The organism is Nostoc sp. WHI (genome assembly GCF_015714725.1).
Taxonomy (GTDB): domain Bacteria; phylum Cyanobacteriota; class Cyanobacteriia; order Cyanobacteriales; family Nostocaceae; genus Nostoc.
Genome location: NZ_WBKM01000145.1, coordinates 14,103 through 32,119, shown reverse-complemented (window position 1 = coordinate 32,119; position 18,017 = coordinate 14,103). Strand labels below are relative to the sequence as shown.

Here is an 18,017-nt window from a genome sequence, read left to right as displayed (position 1 = left end):
ATCCAAAACATTAGGAGATGTTATCCCGTAACTTTGAGTTTTTATTAGTCCACGGAGATGGACTCAAGAAAAGCGAAGCCAGCGAACTGTTCAACTTCAGCCGCAACACGATCAACCTATGGTTGCAGCGCAAAGCTGAAACCGGAGATATTCTGCCGTTGCCTAACCATCCGCCTGGAAACAACCACAAAATCACAGACTGGGATGAATTTCGGGCTTTTGCTAAATCTCATGGTATTGAAGGAGGCAGAAGGAGTAAATAGTAGGGGATTCGACCCCTACTGATTTAGAGCCACTGAACGAGAGTTCAGTGTTCTTGTCTTAAACCTGACTTTTCACGTTATGTGGATAAGTCCACGAAAACCTAACCCCCTAACCCCCTTCCCGTGTCGGGAAGGGGGAAAATTCAAAGTCTCTCTCCTTTTAGGAGAGAGATTTAGAGAGAGGTTTTTCAGATACCGTGAAAAGTCAGGTCTTAAACCCAAGACCCCATTTTTCCTCCTGCCTCCTGCCCTCTGCCTCCTGCCTTCCTGGATAAAACCCAGGTAGAGATGGCTCAACTGTGGGAGGGCGACATCAGCGATGGCACAATCTCACGAGGGTTGAAGAAAATTGGGTTCACGCAGCATGATTTAGTTACAAAAGTCGTGATGTTAGTCATGAAAGTCGCTATGTTATGACAAAAATTGCGATGTTGTCACGAAAATCGCAATGTTAGTCACAAAAGTTTCTCTAAACCAATATAAATCAAGTGGTACAAACAAAACCTTACGTTTATTTATGATATCGGTTTCCGTGACATAAATACTCTTAAGGAGTTATGTGTTTAGGGTAACCAAATTATTTTTCTTTATCCTGTAAAAAGTCAAAATTTAGCTACTTTACCCTACCCTGCAACACAGTTGCTACAAGCACTAAAATTAAACAGGAGAAAAATATACTAGCAATTACGTATTTACGACTTTAGAAGGTAATATTTATGGCTACAGTATCTAAAAGCACTTTATCTCAATTTTCCCAAGAGCGATCGCTCATTCTGTGGTTTGATGAAGTTGGCATTGCTGATATCCCTATAGTTGGTGGGAAAAATGCCTCACTGGGGGAAATGATTCAACAGCTAACGCCCAAAGGTATTAACGTTCCCACTGGATTTGCTACCACTGCCTACGCTTATCGTAATTTTATTCAATCAGCAGGGTTAGAAGCCAAACTCCGCAAACTCTTTGCCGACTTGGATGTTGAAGATGTCAAAAATTTACGAGAACGGGGAAAAAAAGCGCGATCGCTATTAATCCACACTCCATTTCCGGTAGAATTGCGAGAAGCGATCGCCACAGCTTACCAAAGTCTTTGTGAAAAATACCATGCAGAGACAGATGTTGCAGTCCGTTCCAGCGCCACTGCTGAGGATCTGCCCGATGCTAGTTTTGCCGGACAGCAGGAAACTTATCTTAACGTTGTCGGTGCTGAGGGAGTTTTAGCAGCTTGTCATAAATGCTTTGCTTCCATATTTACCGATCGCGCTATTTCTTATCGCCACACCAAAGGATTTGACCACTTTAGCATTGCTCTAGCTGTGGGTGTGCAAAAAATGGTGCGATCTGACTTAGCAACCTCTGGGGTGATGTTTTCCATTGACACAGAAACCGGTTTTAAAGATGCAGCATTGATTACAGCTGCTTATGGTTTAGGAGAAAATGTTGTACAGGGGTCTGTAAATCCCGATGAATACTATGTTTTTAAACCAACTTTAAAAGCAGGCTTTCGTCCAATTATTGATAAGAAGTTGGGCAGCAAAGAATTAAAAATGGTTTATGATGACGGCTCCAAATTAACGAAAAATGTAACTGTTTCAACCAGTGAAAGAGGCAAATTCGCCCTGAGTGATCAAGAGATTTTACAATTAGCAAATTGGGCGTGTTTAATTGAAGACCATTATTCTCAAGTTCACGGCATTTACACCCCAATGGACATTGAGTGGGCGAAAGATGGCATTACTAACCAACTTTTTATCGTCCAAGCGCGTCCCGAAACCGTCCAGTCGCAGAAAACGGGAAATATATTGCGGAGTTATCGCTTGTTATTGGAGACTGGAAATTGGGGACTAGGAACTGGCGAAAAATCTTCCCACTCCCCACTCCCGACTCCCGACTCCCTACTCCCCCTTGTTACTGGACGTGCTATTGGAGAAGCCATTAGTCAAGGAAAAGCCCGCTTAATTTTAGATGTTCAGAAACTCGGACAGTTCCAAGTTGGGGAAGTTTTGGTGACAGAGAGAACTGATCCCGATTGGGAGCCGATTATGAAACGCGCCAGTGCAATTGTCACAAATTCTGGTGGCAGAACGTGTCATGCAGCGATTATTGCGCGAGAATTGGGTGTACCTGCGATCGTCGGATGCGGCAATGCTACGGAAATCTTGAAACCTGGTCAAGAGGTTACAATTTCTTGCGCTGAAGGCGAAGAAGGAAAAGTTTATGCAGGCTTATTACCTTTTGAAGTTCAAGAAGTCCCATTAGAAAACTTACCCCGTACCCGCACTCAAATTTTAATGAATGTGGGTAATCCTCAAGAAGCATTGAGTTTATCAGCAATTCCCAACGATGGCGTAGGTTTAGCACGAACAGAATTTATCATCGCTAACCAAATCCAAATTCATCCAATGGCGTTGATTCACTATGACTTGTTAAAAGATGAATTTGTGAAAGCTAAAATTGCTCAGATTACTGCACTTTATGACGATAAATCTCAATATTTTGTAGATAAATTAGCCCAAGGTGTAGGCAGAATTGCGGCGGCATTTTATCCCAAGCCTGTGATTGTGCGAATGTCAGATTTTAAAAGTAATGAATATGCCAACTTATTAGGTGGGCGACAGTTTGAACCCCATGAAGAAAACCCCATGCTGGGTTGGCGGGGAGCGGCGCGTTACTATGATGAAGGCTACAGAGAAGCTTTCGCTTTGGAGTGTCATGCCCTAAAGCGGGTACGAGAAGATATGGGTTTGATTAATGTCATCCCGATGATTCCCTTTTGCCGTACTCCTGATGAGGGGCGTTTGGTTTTGGCAGAGATGGCAAAAAATGGCTTACAGCAGGGTGTTAATGGTTTGCAAGTTTACGTAATGTGCGAGTTGCCCAGTAATGTCATCTTGGCTGAAGAGTTTGCTAAAGTATTTGATGGCTTTTCCATTGGTTCCAATGATTTAACTCAGTTGACATTAGGAATAGATCGGGATTCGGCATTAGTGGCGCGGTTATTTGATGAGCGCAGTGAGAGTGTGAAGCAAATGGTCAAAATGGCGATACAAGCGGCGAAAAAATGCGATCGCAAAATCGGCATTTGTGGACAAGCACCCAGTGATTACCCAGAATTTGCCAAATTTTTAGTTGAAGAGGGAATTGACTCGATTAGTCTGAATCCAGATTCGGTTTTAAAGACAATGCTGGAAGTTGCGAAAGTTGAGAGTAGTAATTCGTAATTTGAGTAATGTATGCCAGCTAAAGACCGCTACCACAATAACTTAAAGAATGCGCTGATCAAAGATGGCTGGATTGTTACTGATGACCCCTTTCATCTAAAGTGGGGAAAAAAGGATCTTTACGTGGATTTGGCAGCCGAAAAGTTGCTCATAGCAGAAAAAGGAACGCAGAAAATTGCTGTTGAAATCAAAACTTTCAGTGGTGACTCAGAAGTGGCGAACCTCGAACAGGCAATTGGTCAGTACTTTACTTACCTTGCTGTAATGTCCCGCAATTATCCAGAGAGGGTTTTGTATATTGCTGTTCACGAGGATATTTTTAATGACGTTTTTGAGGAAGAACCCCTTGGTAAACTTATATTGGAAGATTACAAAATTCCTCTCATTGTTTTCAATCCAAAGCGGGAGATTATAGTCCGATGGATACTCTGGAACAATACAGACAGATAATTTGCACCCTTCTTACTGAACACACGAAAATTCCTTACTCTTACGGTAATATTCAGCATGAAACTATTTTTGATAAAGAACAGGATCGATATTTAGTGATGATTCTTGGTCGAGAACCAGTACCTGAACTTTCCGTAACTGCAACCCGCCGCGTTCACGGCTGTCTGATTCACATTGATATTATTGATAACAAAATTTGGATTCAACGTGATGGCACTGAGGAGGGGCTAGCAACAGAATTAGTTAGGGCAGGTGTAGCAAAGGATCGGATTGTATTGGGATTCCGGTCTGAGGAACTGAGAGAAAATTCAGAATTTGCGATTACCTAGCCAACGGTAGTTATATTTCTGGATAATTGCCCATAGCATAGCGATCGCTATATTTTGTTTGTGTAATTGTCTACAAAACTTTTGACTGCTCAACCATAAGTATCTTACTATTTTGCAGAATGGCGATTTAGTTTAGCCAAAAGCAAGATGACAAATCTTTTAGAAACCGAACGCTTGATCATTCGCAGTTGGATACCCGAAAGCGATGCCGAACAAGCGTTTGTAATTTATAATGACCCTGAAGTTACGCACTTTCTCGGCTCTCGCGTCACAAGTGTTGAGTCACAACGTCTGCGCTTAATTAACGAAAATGGTAATGGATCTTGGGCAATTGTCGAAAAAGAAACTACAACAATTGTGGGAACTATCCTTCTCGAACAATTGCCTGACAAAGATGGTTTACTCACTCAAGATTATGAGGTAGGCTGGCACTTACGGCGAGCTTCTTGGGGTAAAGGGTATGCAACAGAAGCAGGACGAGCTATGCTCAACTACGGATTTAGTGTTTTGAGCTTGCCAGTGATTTATGCCGTAGTGAAGCCAGGACATCATGCTTCAATCCGTGTAACTGAACGATTGAGTATGAAACCAATAGGGCGGACAAACAAGTATTACGGCATTGAACTACTTCTGTTTAAACTAGATGCACCTGAAGAGTGGAGGGTAAGTAGGGAGCAGGGAGTAGGGGGAGCAGGGGGAGATGAGGGAGAGTAAGGGACTAAGGGAATAGGGGATAATTCTTGACTCTTAACTCAGCACTCTTATTGGACTTTGGACAAATAACAAATGACTAATGACTAAAAAGTGGTTCCGAATTGGGGTGGTGAGTATATTTATTCTCTCAGTTGCCTTGCGATTTTGGGGATTGGAGCGATTCAATACTCTGGTATTTGATGAAGTTTACTTTGCTAAATTCGGTAATAATTATCTCACGCATACACCATTTTTTAATGCTCATCCGCCGCTAAGTCAATATATTATTGGTATCGGCATTTGGATTGGTAGTCACATTCCTTTTTGGCACGATACGGTAAATGGGCTGACAGGTTCATTGCGATCGCCTTGGACTTATCGGTGGTTAAATGCCCTCACCGGCTCATTTATTCCTTTAATTGTGGCTGCGATCGCTTATCAATTAAGTTATCGTCGTAGCTTTGCAATGCTTGCAGGTTTATTCACAGCTTGTGATGGCATCTTTCTAGTTGAGTCTCGCTATGCTTTAAGTAATATTTATATCGTCATTTTTGGTTTATTAGGACACTGGTTTTTATTATTGGCATTAGATAACCAACATCGGCAACGTTCTTTTTGGTTAGTTCTTGCTGGCATTGCTTTTGGTGCGTCAGTCGGGACTAAGTGGAATGGTTTATGGTTCCTGTCAGGTGCTTATCTCATTTGGATAACAGCATGGATAATTCAGGGAATGTATTCTCTTCCTAACTCCAAACTTCTTTTTATATCCCCCTCATTGAAGGAGGCAGGAGTTAGTAATTATTCTCCTTCATCTCAGACACCACTACAAAACCTGACTCAGCTAAATGTTTTCCAAATGTTGTTTTATCTAGGACTAATTCCAGCTTTTATCTACAGCATCATTTGGATTCCCCACCTTCAACTAGATAAAACTTATGGATTTATTGCAGTACATCAGCAAATTTTAAAGTTTCACTTACAGCTAGGTGGCAATAGTCCTAACGTGCATCCTTATTGTGCCGCCTGGTACAAATGGCCTTTGATGATTCGACCAATGGCATATTATTATCAAATGGCTGAAAGTATCACTGCTCCATTACCTGTGATGGGGCCGCCTTTACCTGCTGGTGCTGGGAAAGTTATTTATGATGTTCATGCAATGGGCAATCCCTTTTTGTGGTGGTTTGGTGTTGCTGCCATGTTGTTTTTAACAGGGATGCTGGTATCAAAAGTTGTGATTAATTTGGTAAAGCAAAAGCGTTTTTCTGTGCCTGAAACTCTTGGTGTCGATAGTTGGATTGCCTTATATTTAATTTTAAATTATGCCGCAAACTTAGTACCTTGGATGAAGGTAACGAGGTGCGTTTTTATCTACCATTATATGTGTGCAGTAGTGTTTGTATTTTTAGCGATCGCTTGGTTTGTCGATCAGTGTCTTCGCAGTTATTATCAACAACTCCGGGCGCTAGGTATCACCATTACTTTTATCATTCTGGCTGCTTTTATTTTCTGGATGCCTGTATATTTGGCTTTACCCCTGTCCCCTGAGGGCTATAAACTGCGAATGTGGTTCAACTCTTGGATCTGATTAAAGAAGGTATGGGAACATTGAGCAGTTTTCTCAACTTAACATAACGTCAGTTTGAACTTTTCTTTAAGTCTGTCCCTTTCCGAGTCGGAGAGAAACGGTTTGACGTGAAAAAGCAGTGACATCACATTTATTATCATTATGTAGCTTTATTTACTGTTAGACTGTTAAAAGCCCAAGCCGATGATATTAAAACTACAAAACACAAGATTAGAGCATATTAAATTATATACTAAGGTAAAAATAATAAATGAGAAATTATAAAATTTTTTACATTGATGATTCTTCGTTATTAATAAATATTCTAGTTTTGATACTCCCCCACAATAAAGGAGGATCGTCATCAAAATGAACTTAGAACTGCCAGTTATTAATTTAATTAGCTTGAAAGAGGCATCAATTCATCTTTCTAGTGAAATTCAGCCTCATGGTATCCTGTTAGTCTTAGAGGAACCTGAGTTAAAAATATTACAAGTTAGCACTAATACATTAAAGATTTTCGGGATCACTCCCGAAAGTATGTTGCAGAAAAAACTAGAAGATTTACTCGACCCATTCCAAATAGAGAGAATTCAAACAGGGCTATGCGGGGTAGATATTGATTTCATCAATTCCACCAAAGTTTGGGTGCGAAAAAAAGGTGATACTTACATAGTATTTGATGCAGTATTTCACCGCAATCAAGAGAAATTTTTGATTTTGGAATTAGAACCTGCTATTACTCAGGAAAAGATTCCATTTTTAAGCTTCTATCATCTAGTTCAATCCTCGATAAATCAACTCCAAAAAACATCAAATCTCCGTGAGTTTGGTCAAGTTATCGTTCAAGAAATTCGGAAAATAACGGAATTTGACAGGGTAATGTTATATAAATTTGATGATGATGGACATGGTTCCGTCGTCGCAGAAGACAAACTAGAAATCCTAGAACCATACTTAGGATTGCATTACCCAGAGTCAGATATTCCCAAACCAGCTAAAAAATTATTTGTTGCCAATTCCATTAGAATCATCCCGGATTCTTCTTCTGAACCAGTAACAATTTTTCCTATTAATAATCCAATTAGCGATCGCCCCATTGATTTAACCAACTCTATTCTCAGAAGTGCTGCTCCCTGTCATATAGAGTACTTGCATAATATGAGTGTTGGTGCAACGCTGACTATCTCTTTAATTAAAGACCAAAAACTCTGGGGGCTTATTGCTTGCCATCATCAATCTCCTAAATATATCTCCTACGAATTGCGTAAAGCTTGCGAATTTTTGGGGCGAGTAATATTTGCCGAAATCTCAGCTAGAGAAGAGACACAAGACTACGATCATCGGATAAATCTGACACATATTCAATTAGTCTTGATTGAATATATGTCTCAAGAAGAAAACTTTATTGATGGTTTAGTTAAAAACCCGCAGCATTTTTTAGATTTGGCTAGCGCTCAAGGCGCAGCCGTGTGTTACAGGGGAAAATGCACGGTAGTTGGTGAAACGCCGAAAGAAGAAGACCTGAATTTTTTAGTGCAATGGCTCAAAAATAACGTTGAAGAAGAAATATTCTATACAGATTCTTTGCCCCAGATTTATCCAGATGCCGAAAATTTTAAAAATGTCGCTAGCGGTTTATTAGCTATTTCCATTGCCAAACGAAATTATGTTTTATGGTTTCGACCGGAAGTAATTCAAACTGTAAACTGGGGTGGCGATCCTAATCAGGCGTTTGAAGTTAGCGAGTCAGAAGGAAATGTCAGTTTATGTCCACGTAAATCATTTGAACTGTGGAAAGAAACTGTTCGCTTAACATCTTTGCCTTGGAAAGATGTAGAAGTTAAAGCAGTATTGGAACTGCGGAAAGCAATTATCAATATTGTGCTGCGTCAAGCCGATGAACTTGCCCAGTTAGCGCAGGATTTAGAACGTTCTAACGCAGACTTGAAAAAGTTTGCCTATGTCGCCTCCCATGACTTACAAGAACCTCTTAATCAAGTTGTGAATTACGTGCAGCTGTTAGAGATGCGCTATGGCAAACAACTCGACAAAGATGCCCAGGAGTTTATCAGCTACGCTGTAGAGGGAGTTACCCTAATGCAGACTTTAATTGATGACGTGCTGGCATACTCGAAAGTGGATATGCAGGCGATCGCATTTCAAATGATCGAGGTAAAAACACCCTTAGATCGGGCGCTGGGCAATTTGCGTCAACGCATTGATGAAAGTGGGGCTACTATCACCCACGACCCCTTACCAACGGTGATGGCTGACAGCACCCAACTGATGCAGCTATTCCAAAACCTGATCGGTAACGCCATTAAATTCCACAGTCACCAGCCGCCACAAATTCATGTGGGAGCAAAAAGGATAGAAGATGCCTGGCTGTTCTCAGTTCGGGATAATGGTATTGGCATTGACCCACAATTTAGCGATCGCATTTTCGTCATCTTTCAGCGCCTACATACACGGGATGAATATATCGGTACAGGTATAGGTTTAGCGATATGTAAGAAGATTGTCGAATGCCACCGAGGGCGGATTTGGGTAGAGTCAGAACAGAGTGAAGGCGTAACCTTCTACTTTACGATTCCAGTTGGAGGACATGAACTTGAACGGAGAAACAGGAGAAAAACACAAAACTATCTTTTTGGTTGAGGACAATAAAGCCGACATTCGCTTAATTCAAGAAGCGTTAAAAAATAGTTCAGTGCCATACGAGGTGGTCACAGTCAGGGATGGCATAGATGCTATGGCTTATTTACGCCAAGAAGGCGAATATGCTAATGTACCGCGCCCTGACCTCATCCTCCTGGATTTGAATTTGCCCAAGAAAGATGGTAGAGAAGTGCTAGCGGAAATTAAAACTGACCCAGCATTAAAATGTATTCCAGTCATTGTGTTAACAACCTCAAAAAATGAGGATGACATTTTTGACAGCTACAACTTGCATGTGAATTGCTATATCACTAAATCCCGCAACCTTAACCAGCTATTCCAAATCGTCAAGAGTATTGTAGATTTTTGGCTCTGTACTGTCACGCTACCATCGGAGTGAGGGATGCTCGCAAATAATAGCCAAAACCCTTATTTTTGGGTAGGGGCAATACCCTGCGGGAAGCCGCTTTGCGTCTACATGAATTGCCCCTACCTCGTGTAGTTTTGCGTAAATCCTAATACAATGTTTAATTAAATTTAGATATGTAAACTAGATGTGGAACAGCTTGATGAATAGGAGACTCACCTTAACAGGGCTAATCCTAACTCACCACTCAAAAATTTCCAGGGGTGAAACCCGAAAATTATGGTTGTAAGCTACTCAGTAAAAATCCTGTTAATTGAAGATAATCTAGCAGAAGCTAGGTTGTTACAAGAGTTTTTGATGCAAGCCCAGTCCCAAGAATTTACTTTGGTTCATGTGAAGCGATTGGGAGAAGCACTTCAGCAACTAACTCAGTGTAATTACGATGTTATTTTGTTAGATTTAACTCTACCTGACAGTGAAGGATTGTCATCTCTGCCTCTTCTGATTGATCTAGCCCCAAGCATAGCGATTGTTGTCCTAACCAATACAAATGATGAAGAACTGGCAATTGAGGCAGTGCGGCGGGGGGCACAAGATTATCTAATCAAGCGCCAGGTAAATTCAGATGTATTGGTTCGCTCCCTGCGTCATGCGATCGAGCGCAAACAGGTTTTAGAATCATTACGCACGGTCAATGAAACGTTACAAATCCGAGTTGAAGAACGAACTGCTGAACTGATGAAAGCCAATGAACTCAACCAGTTCAAATCTGAATTTGTCTCAATGCTCTCTCATGACATTCGTAGTCCCCTAAATACTATTCTCTTGGCTGCTGGATTGCTACAAAACTACGACGAAAAATTGACCAAAGAGAAAAAACAGAATCATTTGCAAATGATTGGCTCGGCGATTAAAAACATGGCGCAGCTATTAGATGAAGTTTCATTCATCAGTAAAGCTGATTCTGGTAAACTGCCATTTGAACTCATCTGCTTAGATTTAGAAGCTTTTTGCCACCAACTAATCGAAGAAGTTCAATTAATGGCAGATGAGAAACATCTGACTTTGGTATTCGCCACTTTTGGGCAATTAGGCGAAGCATTATGGGATAAAAGTTTACTGCGGCACATTCTGGGCAATTTACTTAGCAATGCTATTAAGTATTCACTACCGGGTGGCATAGTGCGCTTTGAACTAATTAGTCAGGAAAAAACAGTTATTTTCCGAATTCAAGATTGGGGAATTGGCATTCCGAAAGAAGACCAAAAGCGACTGTTTCAGCCTTTCCAACGTGCGGACAATGTGGGAAGCATTCCTGGTACCGGTTTGGGGCTAGCGATCGCTAAAAAGTCTGTCGAAGCATACGGAGGCGAAATTACAGTCAATAGTCAAGTTGGAGTGGGCACAACATTTACTGTTAGTCTCCCTTTGCTTGAAGTTTAACCTGTCAGGCAAATAGTAACTAAAGTAAAATTCGATATAGTTGAGAAGATAGATCAAGAGACTGTCTGGATAAAACTTAACTATATATCCTGAAAATATTTATACTTGTAAATCAAATATCTTAGGACTTACGCATTGACAGGGGAAACTAAATATGAGGTATGGATTTCAGGCATTAAACCTTGATTTTTCGGCACTTTTTAGGCGATGCCTACGGCGGGCTGCGCCTACACTATTTATTGAAGGATAATTGATAAAAGCCTGAAACGACATATTTTCGTTGATGCACAAGATAATAAATTTTTACAGCGCGTAAGTCCTAATATAGTAATTATACGCAATTAGCGTATTTAGCCAATATTTCATCAAAATTTATATAGCCCTTAATCTTCGGAATTTACAACAGATGACTTGTAGCTTGATATATACATAATAAAATACATAAAATAATGTGCGCTATTAGTGTAATAATTTGTACGTGTAAACACTCATTTGGAAGTGCTTGACAAATCATGCATCAAGTACAGGGCATTTGTGGATCTATAAAACTAGCAAATTCTACGTATATGTCCGACTGCCAAGCAAAACCTGAAACTAAGTACTTAAGTGCATCTGGTGGTAAGTGTTTAACACCGTTTCAACGGAAACTGCTACTACAAAGTTTGCACAATAGTTTACCTGAATCCTACCGCCAACGAATTGAAATCATGTTATTGGCAGATGAAGGGGAAACTCAAACAGATATCTGTCAAACCTTGGGATGTTGTGCAGCAACAGCACGACATTGGACACACATAGCCCGGACTGGGATGGCGCACCAATGGCAAGATTGCCCCATTGGTCGCCCGAAGGCTGTGAATGATCAGTATTTAGAGCGTTTGAAGGAATTAGTTAACAGTAGTCCTCGCGATCATGGCTATGCTTTTCGACGCTGGACAGCAAACTGGCTTGCGAAACATCTAGCAAAGGAATTTGGCATTGAGGTAAGCGATCGCCATATCAAGCGGCTACTCAAACAGATGGGATTATCCACACTACCAAAACCCAATAATGTTGAACAAAACAGTAATGAACAGGCTCAGGGTTCCAAAATTTTGATTTGTGACCTCAAATCGGCAGCTATTCCAGATGATTCCGAATTTTTACCTATTAACTTTGCAAAATTAGGAAAACATTTAGACATTCATGGCGCAAAATATATCTGCTCAGTTGCTTACTCTGCAACAGTTCAACAATACTCTGGGTTATTCTCTTTCAACAGAGGAATTTCAACACTGTCTTCAACAAGTTAAATTTATCAATCCAAAAGTCGGCAAATTCTGGCAAGGAACTGATGCTAAAGCGGGTATATATATTGCGATCGCTGGCAAAGCAAGGTTACTAGATAGCGCCGATGAGTTAATCGCTACTTTGGAGGCGGGAGACTCATTTGGGGAATTTACCTTGTTTAAGGAGAATGACTTCAGACCTTATGCAGCAAGGGCTTCAGTCAACTTGCAACTGTGCTTTATTCCGGGTGAAGTGTTATGGCCATTGATGGCTAAATATCCCCAAATTCAGGAGCATTTGTGGGCTAAGGCACTATCCCGTAACCCCCAACACCTGGACTCAGATCAGCCTCTATCGGATTCAAAACTGCTGCATGAAACGAAGATTTTGTCAACACCAGCAGTAGAGCCACGCGAGAAAAAGATTAGCAAAGCCTATTTTCCCAACTCCACGCAGCGAGTCGGGCATTTATTACAACGTGCGATTCGGCGCTATCCGTTTTTTGCCCAACAGAGTGGATCAGATTGCGGTGCAGCTTGTTTAGTGATGGTGTCTCGCTATTGGGGGAAAAACTTTAGTGTAAATCGCCTGCGGGATATCGCCAATGTTGACCGTAATGGCTCATCGCTGCGGGGGTTATCGACGGCGGCGGAAAGTATTGGGTTTGCTACACGACCGGTGAAAGCGAGTATTGACCAATTGGCAAAGCAAAAATTGCCTGCGATCGCCCACTGGGAGGGTAAGCATTACATCGTTGTCTATGAAATCACCCCAAAACAGGTAATTGTGGCAGATCCTGGTATTGGTCAGCGCACCCTCAGCCACCAGGAATTTAAAGCCAACTGGACTGGCTATACACTGCTGCTGCAACCCACAGCCTGGTTGAAGGATGCCAAAGAGACTACAACTCCCTTTTGGCAGTTCTTTGAGTTAATGAAGCCTCACTCTTTAGTAATGCTGGAAGTGTTTGTCGCTTCCTTATTTATCCAGATTTTTGGACTCGTTACCCCCCTATTCACGCAGTTAATTTTAGACCGAGTGGTGGTGCAGCGATCTGAACTAACCTTAACGGCGGTAGGGTTAGGGTTACTGATTTTTAGTTTATTTCGTGTGGCGATGACGGGATTACGGCAATATCTGTTAGACCACACGGCGAATAAGCTCGATTTAGCACTGATTGTGGGATTTATTCGCCATACCCTGCGGCTACCCTTGAGTTACTTTGAGTCCCGTTATGTGGGGGATATTATCTCTCGTGTACAGGAAAACCGCAAAATTCAACGCTTCCTCTCCGGTGAGGCGTTGTCCATCCTGTTGGATTTAGTCACTGTCTTTATCTATTTAGGATTGATGTTTTGGTACAGTTGGAAAATGGCGTTGCTAGTGTTGGTGATTGTACCGCCTTTTTTCCTGCTGGCAGTGATTGCCACACCTTTTTTACAAAAGATTTCTAGGGAAATCTTTAATGCTGTTGCTAATGAAAGTAGCTATCTAATTGAAGCCCTTTCTGGTGTGCGAACAGTTAAATCCACAGCAGTGGAGCAGACAGTGCGTTGGCATTGGGAAGAGTTATTAAGTAAGGAAATAAAAACTAACTTTTCCGGGCAAATTATCAGCAATCGTCTGCAAATATTCAGCAACACAATTGAAGCAGTGGTAACTACTATGTTGCTGTGGTTCGGGGCGTACCAAGTAATTCACAACCAGCTAACCATTGGTCAATTGGTAGCATTTAATATGTTGCTGGGAAATATTATTAGACCCTTCCAACGATTAACAATTTTGTGGAATCAATTGCAAGAAGTGGTGATTGCCGTGGAACGCATTAATGATGTGTTGGATGCGGAACCAGAAGAGGATTTGCAGCACCAGGCGCGACAATCTTTACCACCCATTCAAGGTAACATTCGCTTTGACAACGTGACGTTTCGCTATCACCCTGAAAGCGATATCAATGTTTTGGAAAATCTCAGTTTTGAAATACAAAGCGGGCAAATGGTTGCCTTGGTGGGACGGAGTGGTTCGGGGAAAACCACGATTTCTAAGCTGGTTTTGGGGTTATATCCTCCCACAAATGGCAAGGTGTTGATTGATGGTCACGATATTACCAGTCTTTCGTTGCGTTCTCTACGCGAGCAAGTTGGGGTAGTTGACCAAGATACCTTTTTGTTTGGCGGAACTATTCGGGAAAATATTAGCTTGGCACATCCTGGGGCAACTTTAGCAGAGATCATTGAGGCGGCGCGATTGGCGGGTGCTGATGAGTTTATTAAAAAGTTACCTATGGGTTATGAAACCCAGATTGGTGAAGGAGGGGGGATGTTGTCTGGAGGACAGCGACAAAGAATTGCGATCGCTAAAGCGTTGTTAGGCAATCCTAAACTGTTGATTTTAGATGAGGCGACTTCCCATCTGGATGCAGAATCAGAAAGGATTATTCAGACGAATTTAAACACAATTCTCAAAGGCAGAACCACCTTAGTAATTGCCCATCGCCTTTCAACTGTACGAAATGCAGATTTAATTTTGGTGCTAGATCGCGGCGTGTTGATTGAGAGTGGAACTCACCAAGAGTTGATGGCGAAGCGGGGACATTATTTTTATCTCAATCATCAGCAGTTGGATGTTGCGGGGTGAAACAAGAGGACAAGCAGGAAGCTTTTTTTGTCTCCCCACTCCCAATACCGTTCGGATAAGATTGATCCCCCGCCTGCGGCGACCCCTTTAAAAAACAGGTAAATAGGAGACTAAGCCCCCCTTTTTTAAGGCTACGGTGTACACACAAGTCTGAAATTGTTCAAGAATCTGGGTTTTACCTCACCCTAACCACTGCTTGAATTCAATAAACGACCACCCGAATTCAATAAACGACCACCCGAATTCAATAAACAACCACCCGAATTCAATAAACGACCACCCGAATTCAATAAACGACCACCCGAATTCAATAAACAACCACCCGAATTCAATAAACGACCACCCGAATTCAATAAACGACCACCCGAAATCAATAAACGACCACCCGAAATCAATAAATGACCACCCGAAATCAATATATTTATTGCATAAATTCTTAAAACCTCACCTGAAACCTGATTTACTAAGGTTTTAGCTTTAGTTTTACCCCACCCTAACCATCACTGCGATTAAGTAGGTAATCTTTGGGATTTAAGAAGAAATTCGACTTGTGTGTACACGGTAGCTTTTTTAAGGGGGGTTGGGGGGGATCTCCGAGAGCCAAACATATTAACCGAACCGTATTGTCCCCACTCTCAAAATCAAAAATTGATATCAGGAAAAATCATGCCAAACACATTGAATGGAAAGGTTCAAACCCAAATCTATGAGGTAGAACAGCGCGAGGAAATTTTAAAAGAACAAACACCAGCTAGATCAACTGATGATTGGGCTGACGCGACCAAGGATTTACTTGATAGCTTGCCCCAGGTTTGGACAAGGGGATTGCTATATTTTTTGGTAGTGTTTGTGTCGATCATTTTACCTTGGGCGATGCTATCTAAGGTAGATGAAACAGGTACGGCAAGAGGGCGACTTGAGCCAAAGGGAAAGACGGTTAGGCTGGATGCGGCTGTGGCTGGTACTGTTGCCGAAATTCGGGTAAAAGAGGGTGATTCGGTTAAAGTTGGGCAGACTTTGTTGGTATTGGAATCAGAATTAGTTAAGGCGGAATTACGACAGGCACAGGATAAGTTAGAGGGACAATTAAATCGACTTTCTCAGTTAAATTTATCTACAAGTCAGTTAGTTGTATCTTTGACAACGCAACAGCAACAAAATCAATCTCAACAGTTGGAAAAGCAGTCTCAAATTGACCAAGCGCGACAGAATATGAATGCTCTTAGGAATTCCTATGACTTACAAAAAGACGAAAAATTGGCTCAAGTCAATCAGGCACGACAAACTCTTGAGCATAGTCAAACTGCTAATAAATTAGTAAACAGTAGTTTGGCGAGTAACAAGCGGGAAGTTGAACGCTATCGCAGTCTTTGGCAGTCAGGGGTTATTCCAGAAATTAATGTTGTGGAAAAGCAAGATATAGCTAAAGATAAGCAACAGTTATACGAACAAAATCAGTCAGATATTCAGCAGGCTAAACTACGTTTGGTAGAACAACAGAGTAGTTATGAGCGGACTATTCGGCAAGCAAATGCAGATATTGAGCAGGCACAGTTGCGACTGAAAGAACAGGAAAGGAGTTATCAGACCTTGACTCGTTCTAGTAAGCTAGCTCTGCTAAGAATCGACGAGCAACAGAAGAATTTGGAGACAGAAATTACTACGCTTCAGGCAGAAATTGCTCAAAGTAAGAGTCAAATTGTTTCGTTAAAGTTTCAGTTAGGACAACGAGAGTTAAGAGCCACCGTCAATGGTAGATTGTTTCTGTTACCAATACAACGGGCTGGGTCTGTAGTGCAACCAGGAACAATGATTGCGGAGATTGCACCGCAAGGTTCGCCTTTAATAATTCGGGCGCAAATGGCGACAACTGAGAGTGGTTCTTTGCGAAAAAGATTGCCAGTCAAGTTAAAGTTTGATGCTTATCCGTTTCAGGATTATGGAGTACTAGAAGGAGAATTGTTAGACATTTCTCCTACTACTATAGAGGTAGAAACATCTAATGGAAAGGTGGCAGCTTATGACTTGGAAATTGCCCTAAACCAAAATTGTATTCCCTCGGCTAATAAGTGTATTGCCTTGCGTCCTGGGGATACGGCGACAGCTGAGGTAATTGTACGCCAGCGTCGGATTATTGATTTTCTGCTTGATCCGTTTAAGCAGTTGCAACAGGGTGGGGTGAAATTGTAGAAAACTTAACCCCCTTCCTTGTGTCCAAGGGACATAGGAATTGGAAATGTAGAGACGTTACATGTAATGTCTCTACATCTAGCCAATAAGTCATGCTCTCATGTTTAATTTTGCTAACCAAATTTAGGAGAAATATAATGCTACAAACTATCACTATTACTAACAAAGATATTCTTCAGCAAGTTAAGTTATCTTACAAAATTCCTGAAATAGTTGAGCAGATTATTAGCCGCAAAGTGATTAGAACTGCTGCGGAAGAAGCTGGGATAAAAATAGATACAGAAGAATTACAAAAAACAGCAGACTTATTCCGCTTAATAAATAAACTCACAAGTGCTGAAGAGACTTGGGAATGGCTAGAAAAATATGGGTTGTCCTTAGATGACTTTGAAGAAATCGTATATAACAGTATTCTTATTAGTAAGTTAAGCCAACATCTATTCATAGATAAAATCGAACCTTATTTTTTTGAACATCAGCTAGACTATGCTGGTGTGGTAATGTATGAGGTTGTGTTGGATGATGAAGACTTAGCGCTAGAACTTTTCTATGCTATTAAAGAAGGTGAGATGAGTTTCTATGATGTTGGTCATAAATACATTCAGGATACAGAGTTACGCCGTTCTGGAGGATATAAAGGAATGGTGTTCCGCGACTCACTGAAGCCAGAAATTTCTGCTGCTGTTTTTACTGCTAAACCACCGGAGCTTATCAAACCAATTTTGACTTCTAAGGGAGTACACTTGATTTTAGTTGAGGAGATTACTCAATCGCAATTGAATGACAAGTTGTACCAAGAAATTTATTCACATCTGTTTTCTGAATGGTTAAAGCAACAAATTGCAAAAATTGAGGTTATTAAGCACTGGAACGACCTTAGCTGAGTTCTTATCTTAAAGTTGAACCTTGAGTTTTATTGAGTTTAACAGC

At 41.2% G+C, this 18,017-nt stretch carries 13 protein-coding genes and 2 pseudogenes; 14 read left to right on the top strand and 1 reads right to left on the bottom strand.

Going from position 1 to position 18,017, the window contains the following annotated elements:
- Positions 1 to 17: 17 nt before the first annotated feature.
- The 12 genes and pseudogenes from F8S12_RS14615 to F8S12_RS14565 form a co-directional block, all read left to right on the top strand.
- Positions 18 to 236, top strand: a pseudogene (locus F8S12_RS14615) (hypothetical protein); the annotation flags it as partial.
- 297 nt (positions 237 to 533) lie between these two features.
- A pseudogene (locus tag F8S12_RS40610) lies at positions 534 to 626 on the top strand (IS630 family transposase); the annotation flags it as partial.
- Between the two features lie 353 nt (positions 627 to 979).
- Positions 980 to 3,481, top strand: a complete 2,502-nt coding sequence (gene ppsA, locus F8S12_RS14610) for a phosphoenolpyruvate synthase (RefSeq protein WP_196516927.1) — start codon at positions 980 to 982, stop codon at positions 3,479 to 3,481.
- Between the two features lie 12 nt (positions 3,482 to 3,493).
- Positions 3,494 to 3,931: an element excision factor XisH family protein gene (locus F8S12_RS14605; RefSeq protein WP_196516928.1), complete on the top strand. Its 438-nt coding sequence runs from the start codon at positions 3,494 to 3,496 to the stop codon at positions 3,929 to 3,931.
- On the top strand, positions 3,901 to 4,260 hold the full coding sequence (locus tag F8S12_RS14600; protein ID WP_196516929.1) for a XisI protein: 360 nt from the start codon (positions 3,901 to 3,903) through the stop codon (positions 4,258 to 4,260). The genes F8S12_RS14605 and F8S12_RS14600 overlap by 31 nt, the downstream gene beginning before the upstream one ends.
- A gap of 147 nt (positions 4,261 to 4,407) precedes the next feature.
- Positions 4,408 to 4,974 (top strand): GNAT family N-acetyltransferase, encoded by a 567-nt coding sequence (locus F8S12_RS14595; protein ID WP_196516930.1) that lies wholly within the window; start codon positions 4,408 to 4,410, stop codon positions 4,972 to 4,974.
- A 79-nt stretch (positions 4,975 to 5,053) separates the two neighbouring features.
- On the top strand, positions 5,054 to 6,541 hold the full coding sequence (locus F8S12_RS14590) for a dolichyl-phosphate-mannose--protein mannosyltransferase (protein ID WP_196516931.1): 1,488 nt from the start codon (positions 5,054 to 5,056) through the stop codon (positions 6,539 to 6,541).
- A gap of 348 nt (positions 6,542 to 6,889) precedes the next feature.
- Positions 6,890 to 9,181, top strand: a complete 2,292-nt coding sequence (locus F8S12_RS14585) for a sensor histidine kinase (RefSeq protein ID WP_230968015.1) — start codon at positions 6,890 to 6,892, stop codon at positions 9,179 to 9,181.
- Entirely contained in the window at positions 9,135 to 9,581 is a 447-nt protein-coding gene (locus F8S12_RS14580) for a response regulator (protein WP_196516932.1), read from the top strand. Before F8S12_RS14585 ends, F8S12_RS14580 begins: the two co-directional genes overlap by 47 nt.
- 246 nt (positions 9,582 to 9,827) lie before the next feature.
- Positions 9,828 to 10,991, top strand: coding sequence for a hybrid sensor histidine kinase/response regulator (locus F8S12_RS14575; RefSeq protein ID WP_196516933.1), 1,164 nt, complete (start codon positions 9,828 to 9,830; stop codon positions 10,989 to 10,991).
- A gap of 566 nt (positions 10,992 to 11,557) precedes the next feature.
- On the top strand, positions 11,558 to 12,283 hold the full coding sequence (locus tag F8S12_RS14570) for a helix-turn-helix domain-containing protein (protein WP_196516934.1): 726 nt from the start codon (positions 11,558 to 11,560) through the stop codon (positions 12,281 to 12,283).
- The gene (locus F8S12_RS14565) at positions 12,177 to 14,897 is read left to right on the top strand and encodes a peptidase domain-containing ABC transporter (RefSeq protein WP_196516935.1); all 2,721 of its coding nucleotides are present in this window, start codon (positions 12,177 to 12,179) and stop codon (positions 14,895 to 14,897) included. Before F8S12_RS14570 ends, F8S12_RS14565 begins: the two co-directional genes overlap by 107 nt.
- 185 nt (positions 14,898 to 15,082) lie before the next feature.
- On the opposite strand, the gene F8S12_RS14560 is transcribed toward F8S12_RS14565, so the two are convergent.
- On the bottom strand, positions 15,083 to 15,313 hold the full coding sequence (locus tag F8S12_RS14560; RefSeq protein WP_196516936.1) for a hypothetical protein: 231 nt from the start codon (positions 15,311 to 15,313) through the stop codon (positions 15,083 to 15,085).
- Between the two features lie 250 nt (positions 15,314 to 15,563).
- On the opposite strand from F8S12_RS14560, the gene F8S12_RS14555 reads away from it, so the two are divergent.
- Both F8S12_RS14555 and F8S12_RS14550 read left to right on the top strand, forming a co-directional pair.
- Positions 15,564 to 17,087 carry an HlyD family efflux transporter periplasmic adaptor subunit gene (locus tag F8S12_RS14555; RefSeq protein ID WP_196516937.1) on the top strand — a complete coding sequence of 508 codons (1,524 nt, stop codon included), beginning with the start codon at positions 15,564 to 15,566 and terminating at the stop codon, positions 17,085 to 17,087.
- Between the two features lie 137 nt (positions 17,088 to 17,224).
- Positions 17,225 to 17,971, top strand: coding sequence for a peptidylprolyl isomerase (locus F8S12_RS14550; protein ID WP_196516938.1), 747 nt, complete (start codon positions 17,225 to 17,227; stop codon positions 17,969 to 17,971).
- Positions 17,972 to 18,017: the final 46 nt, after the last annotated feature.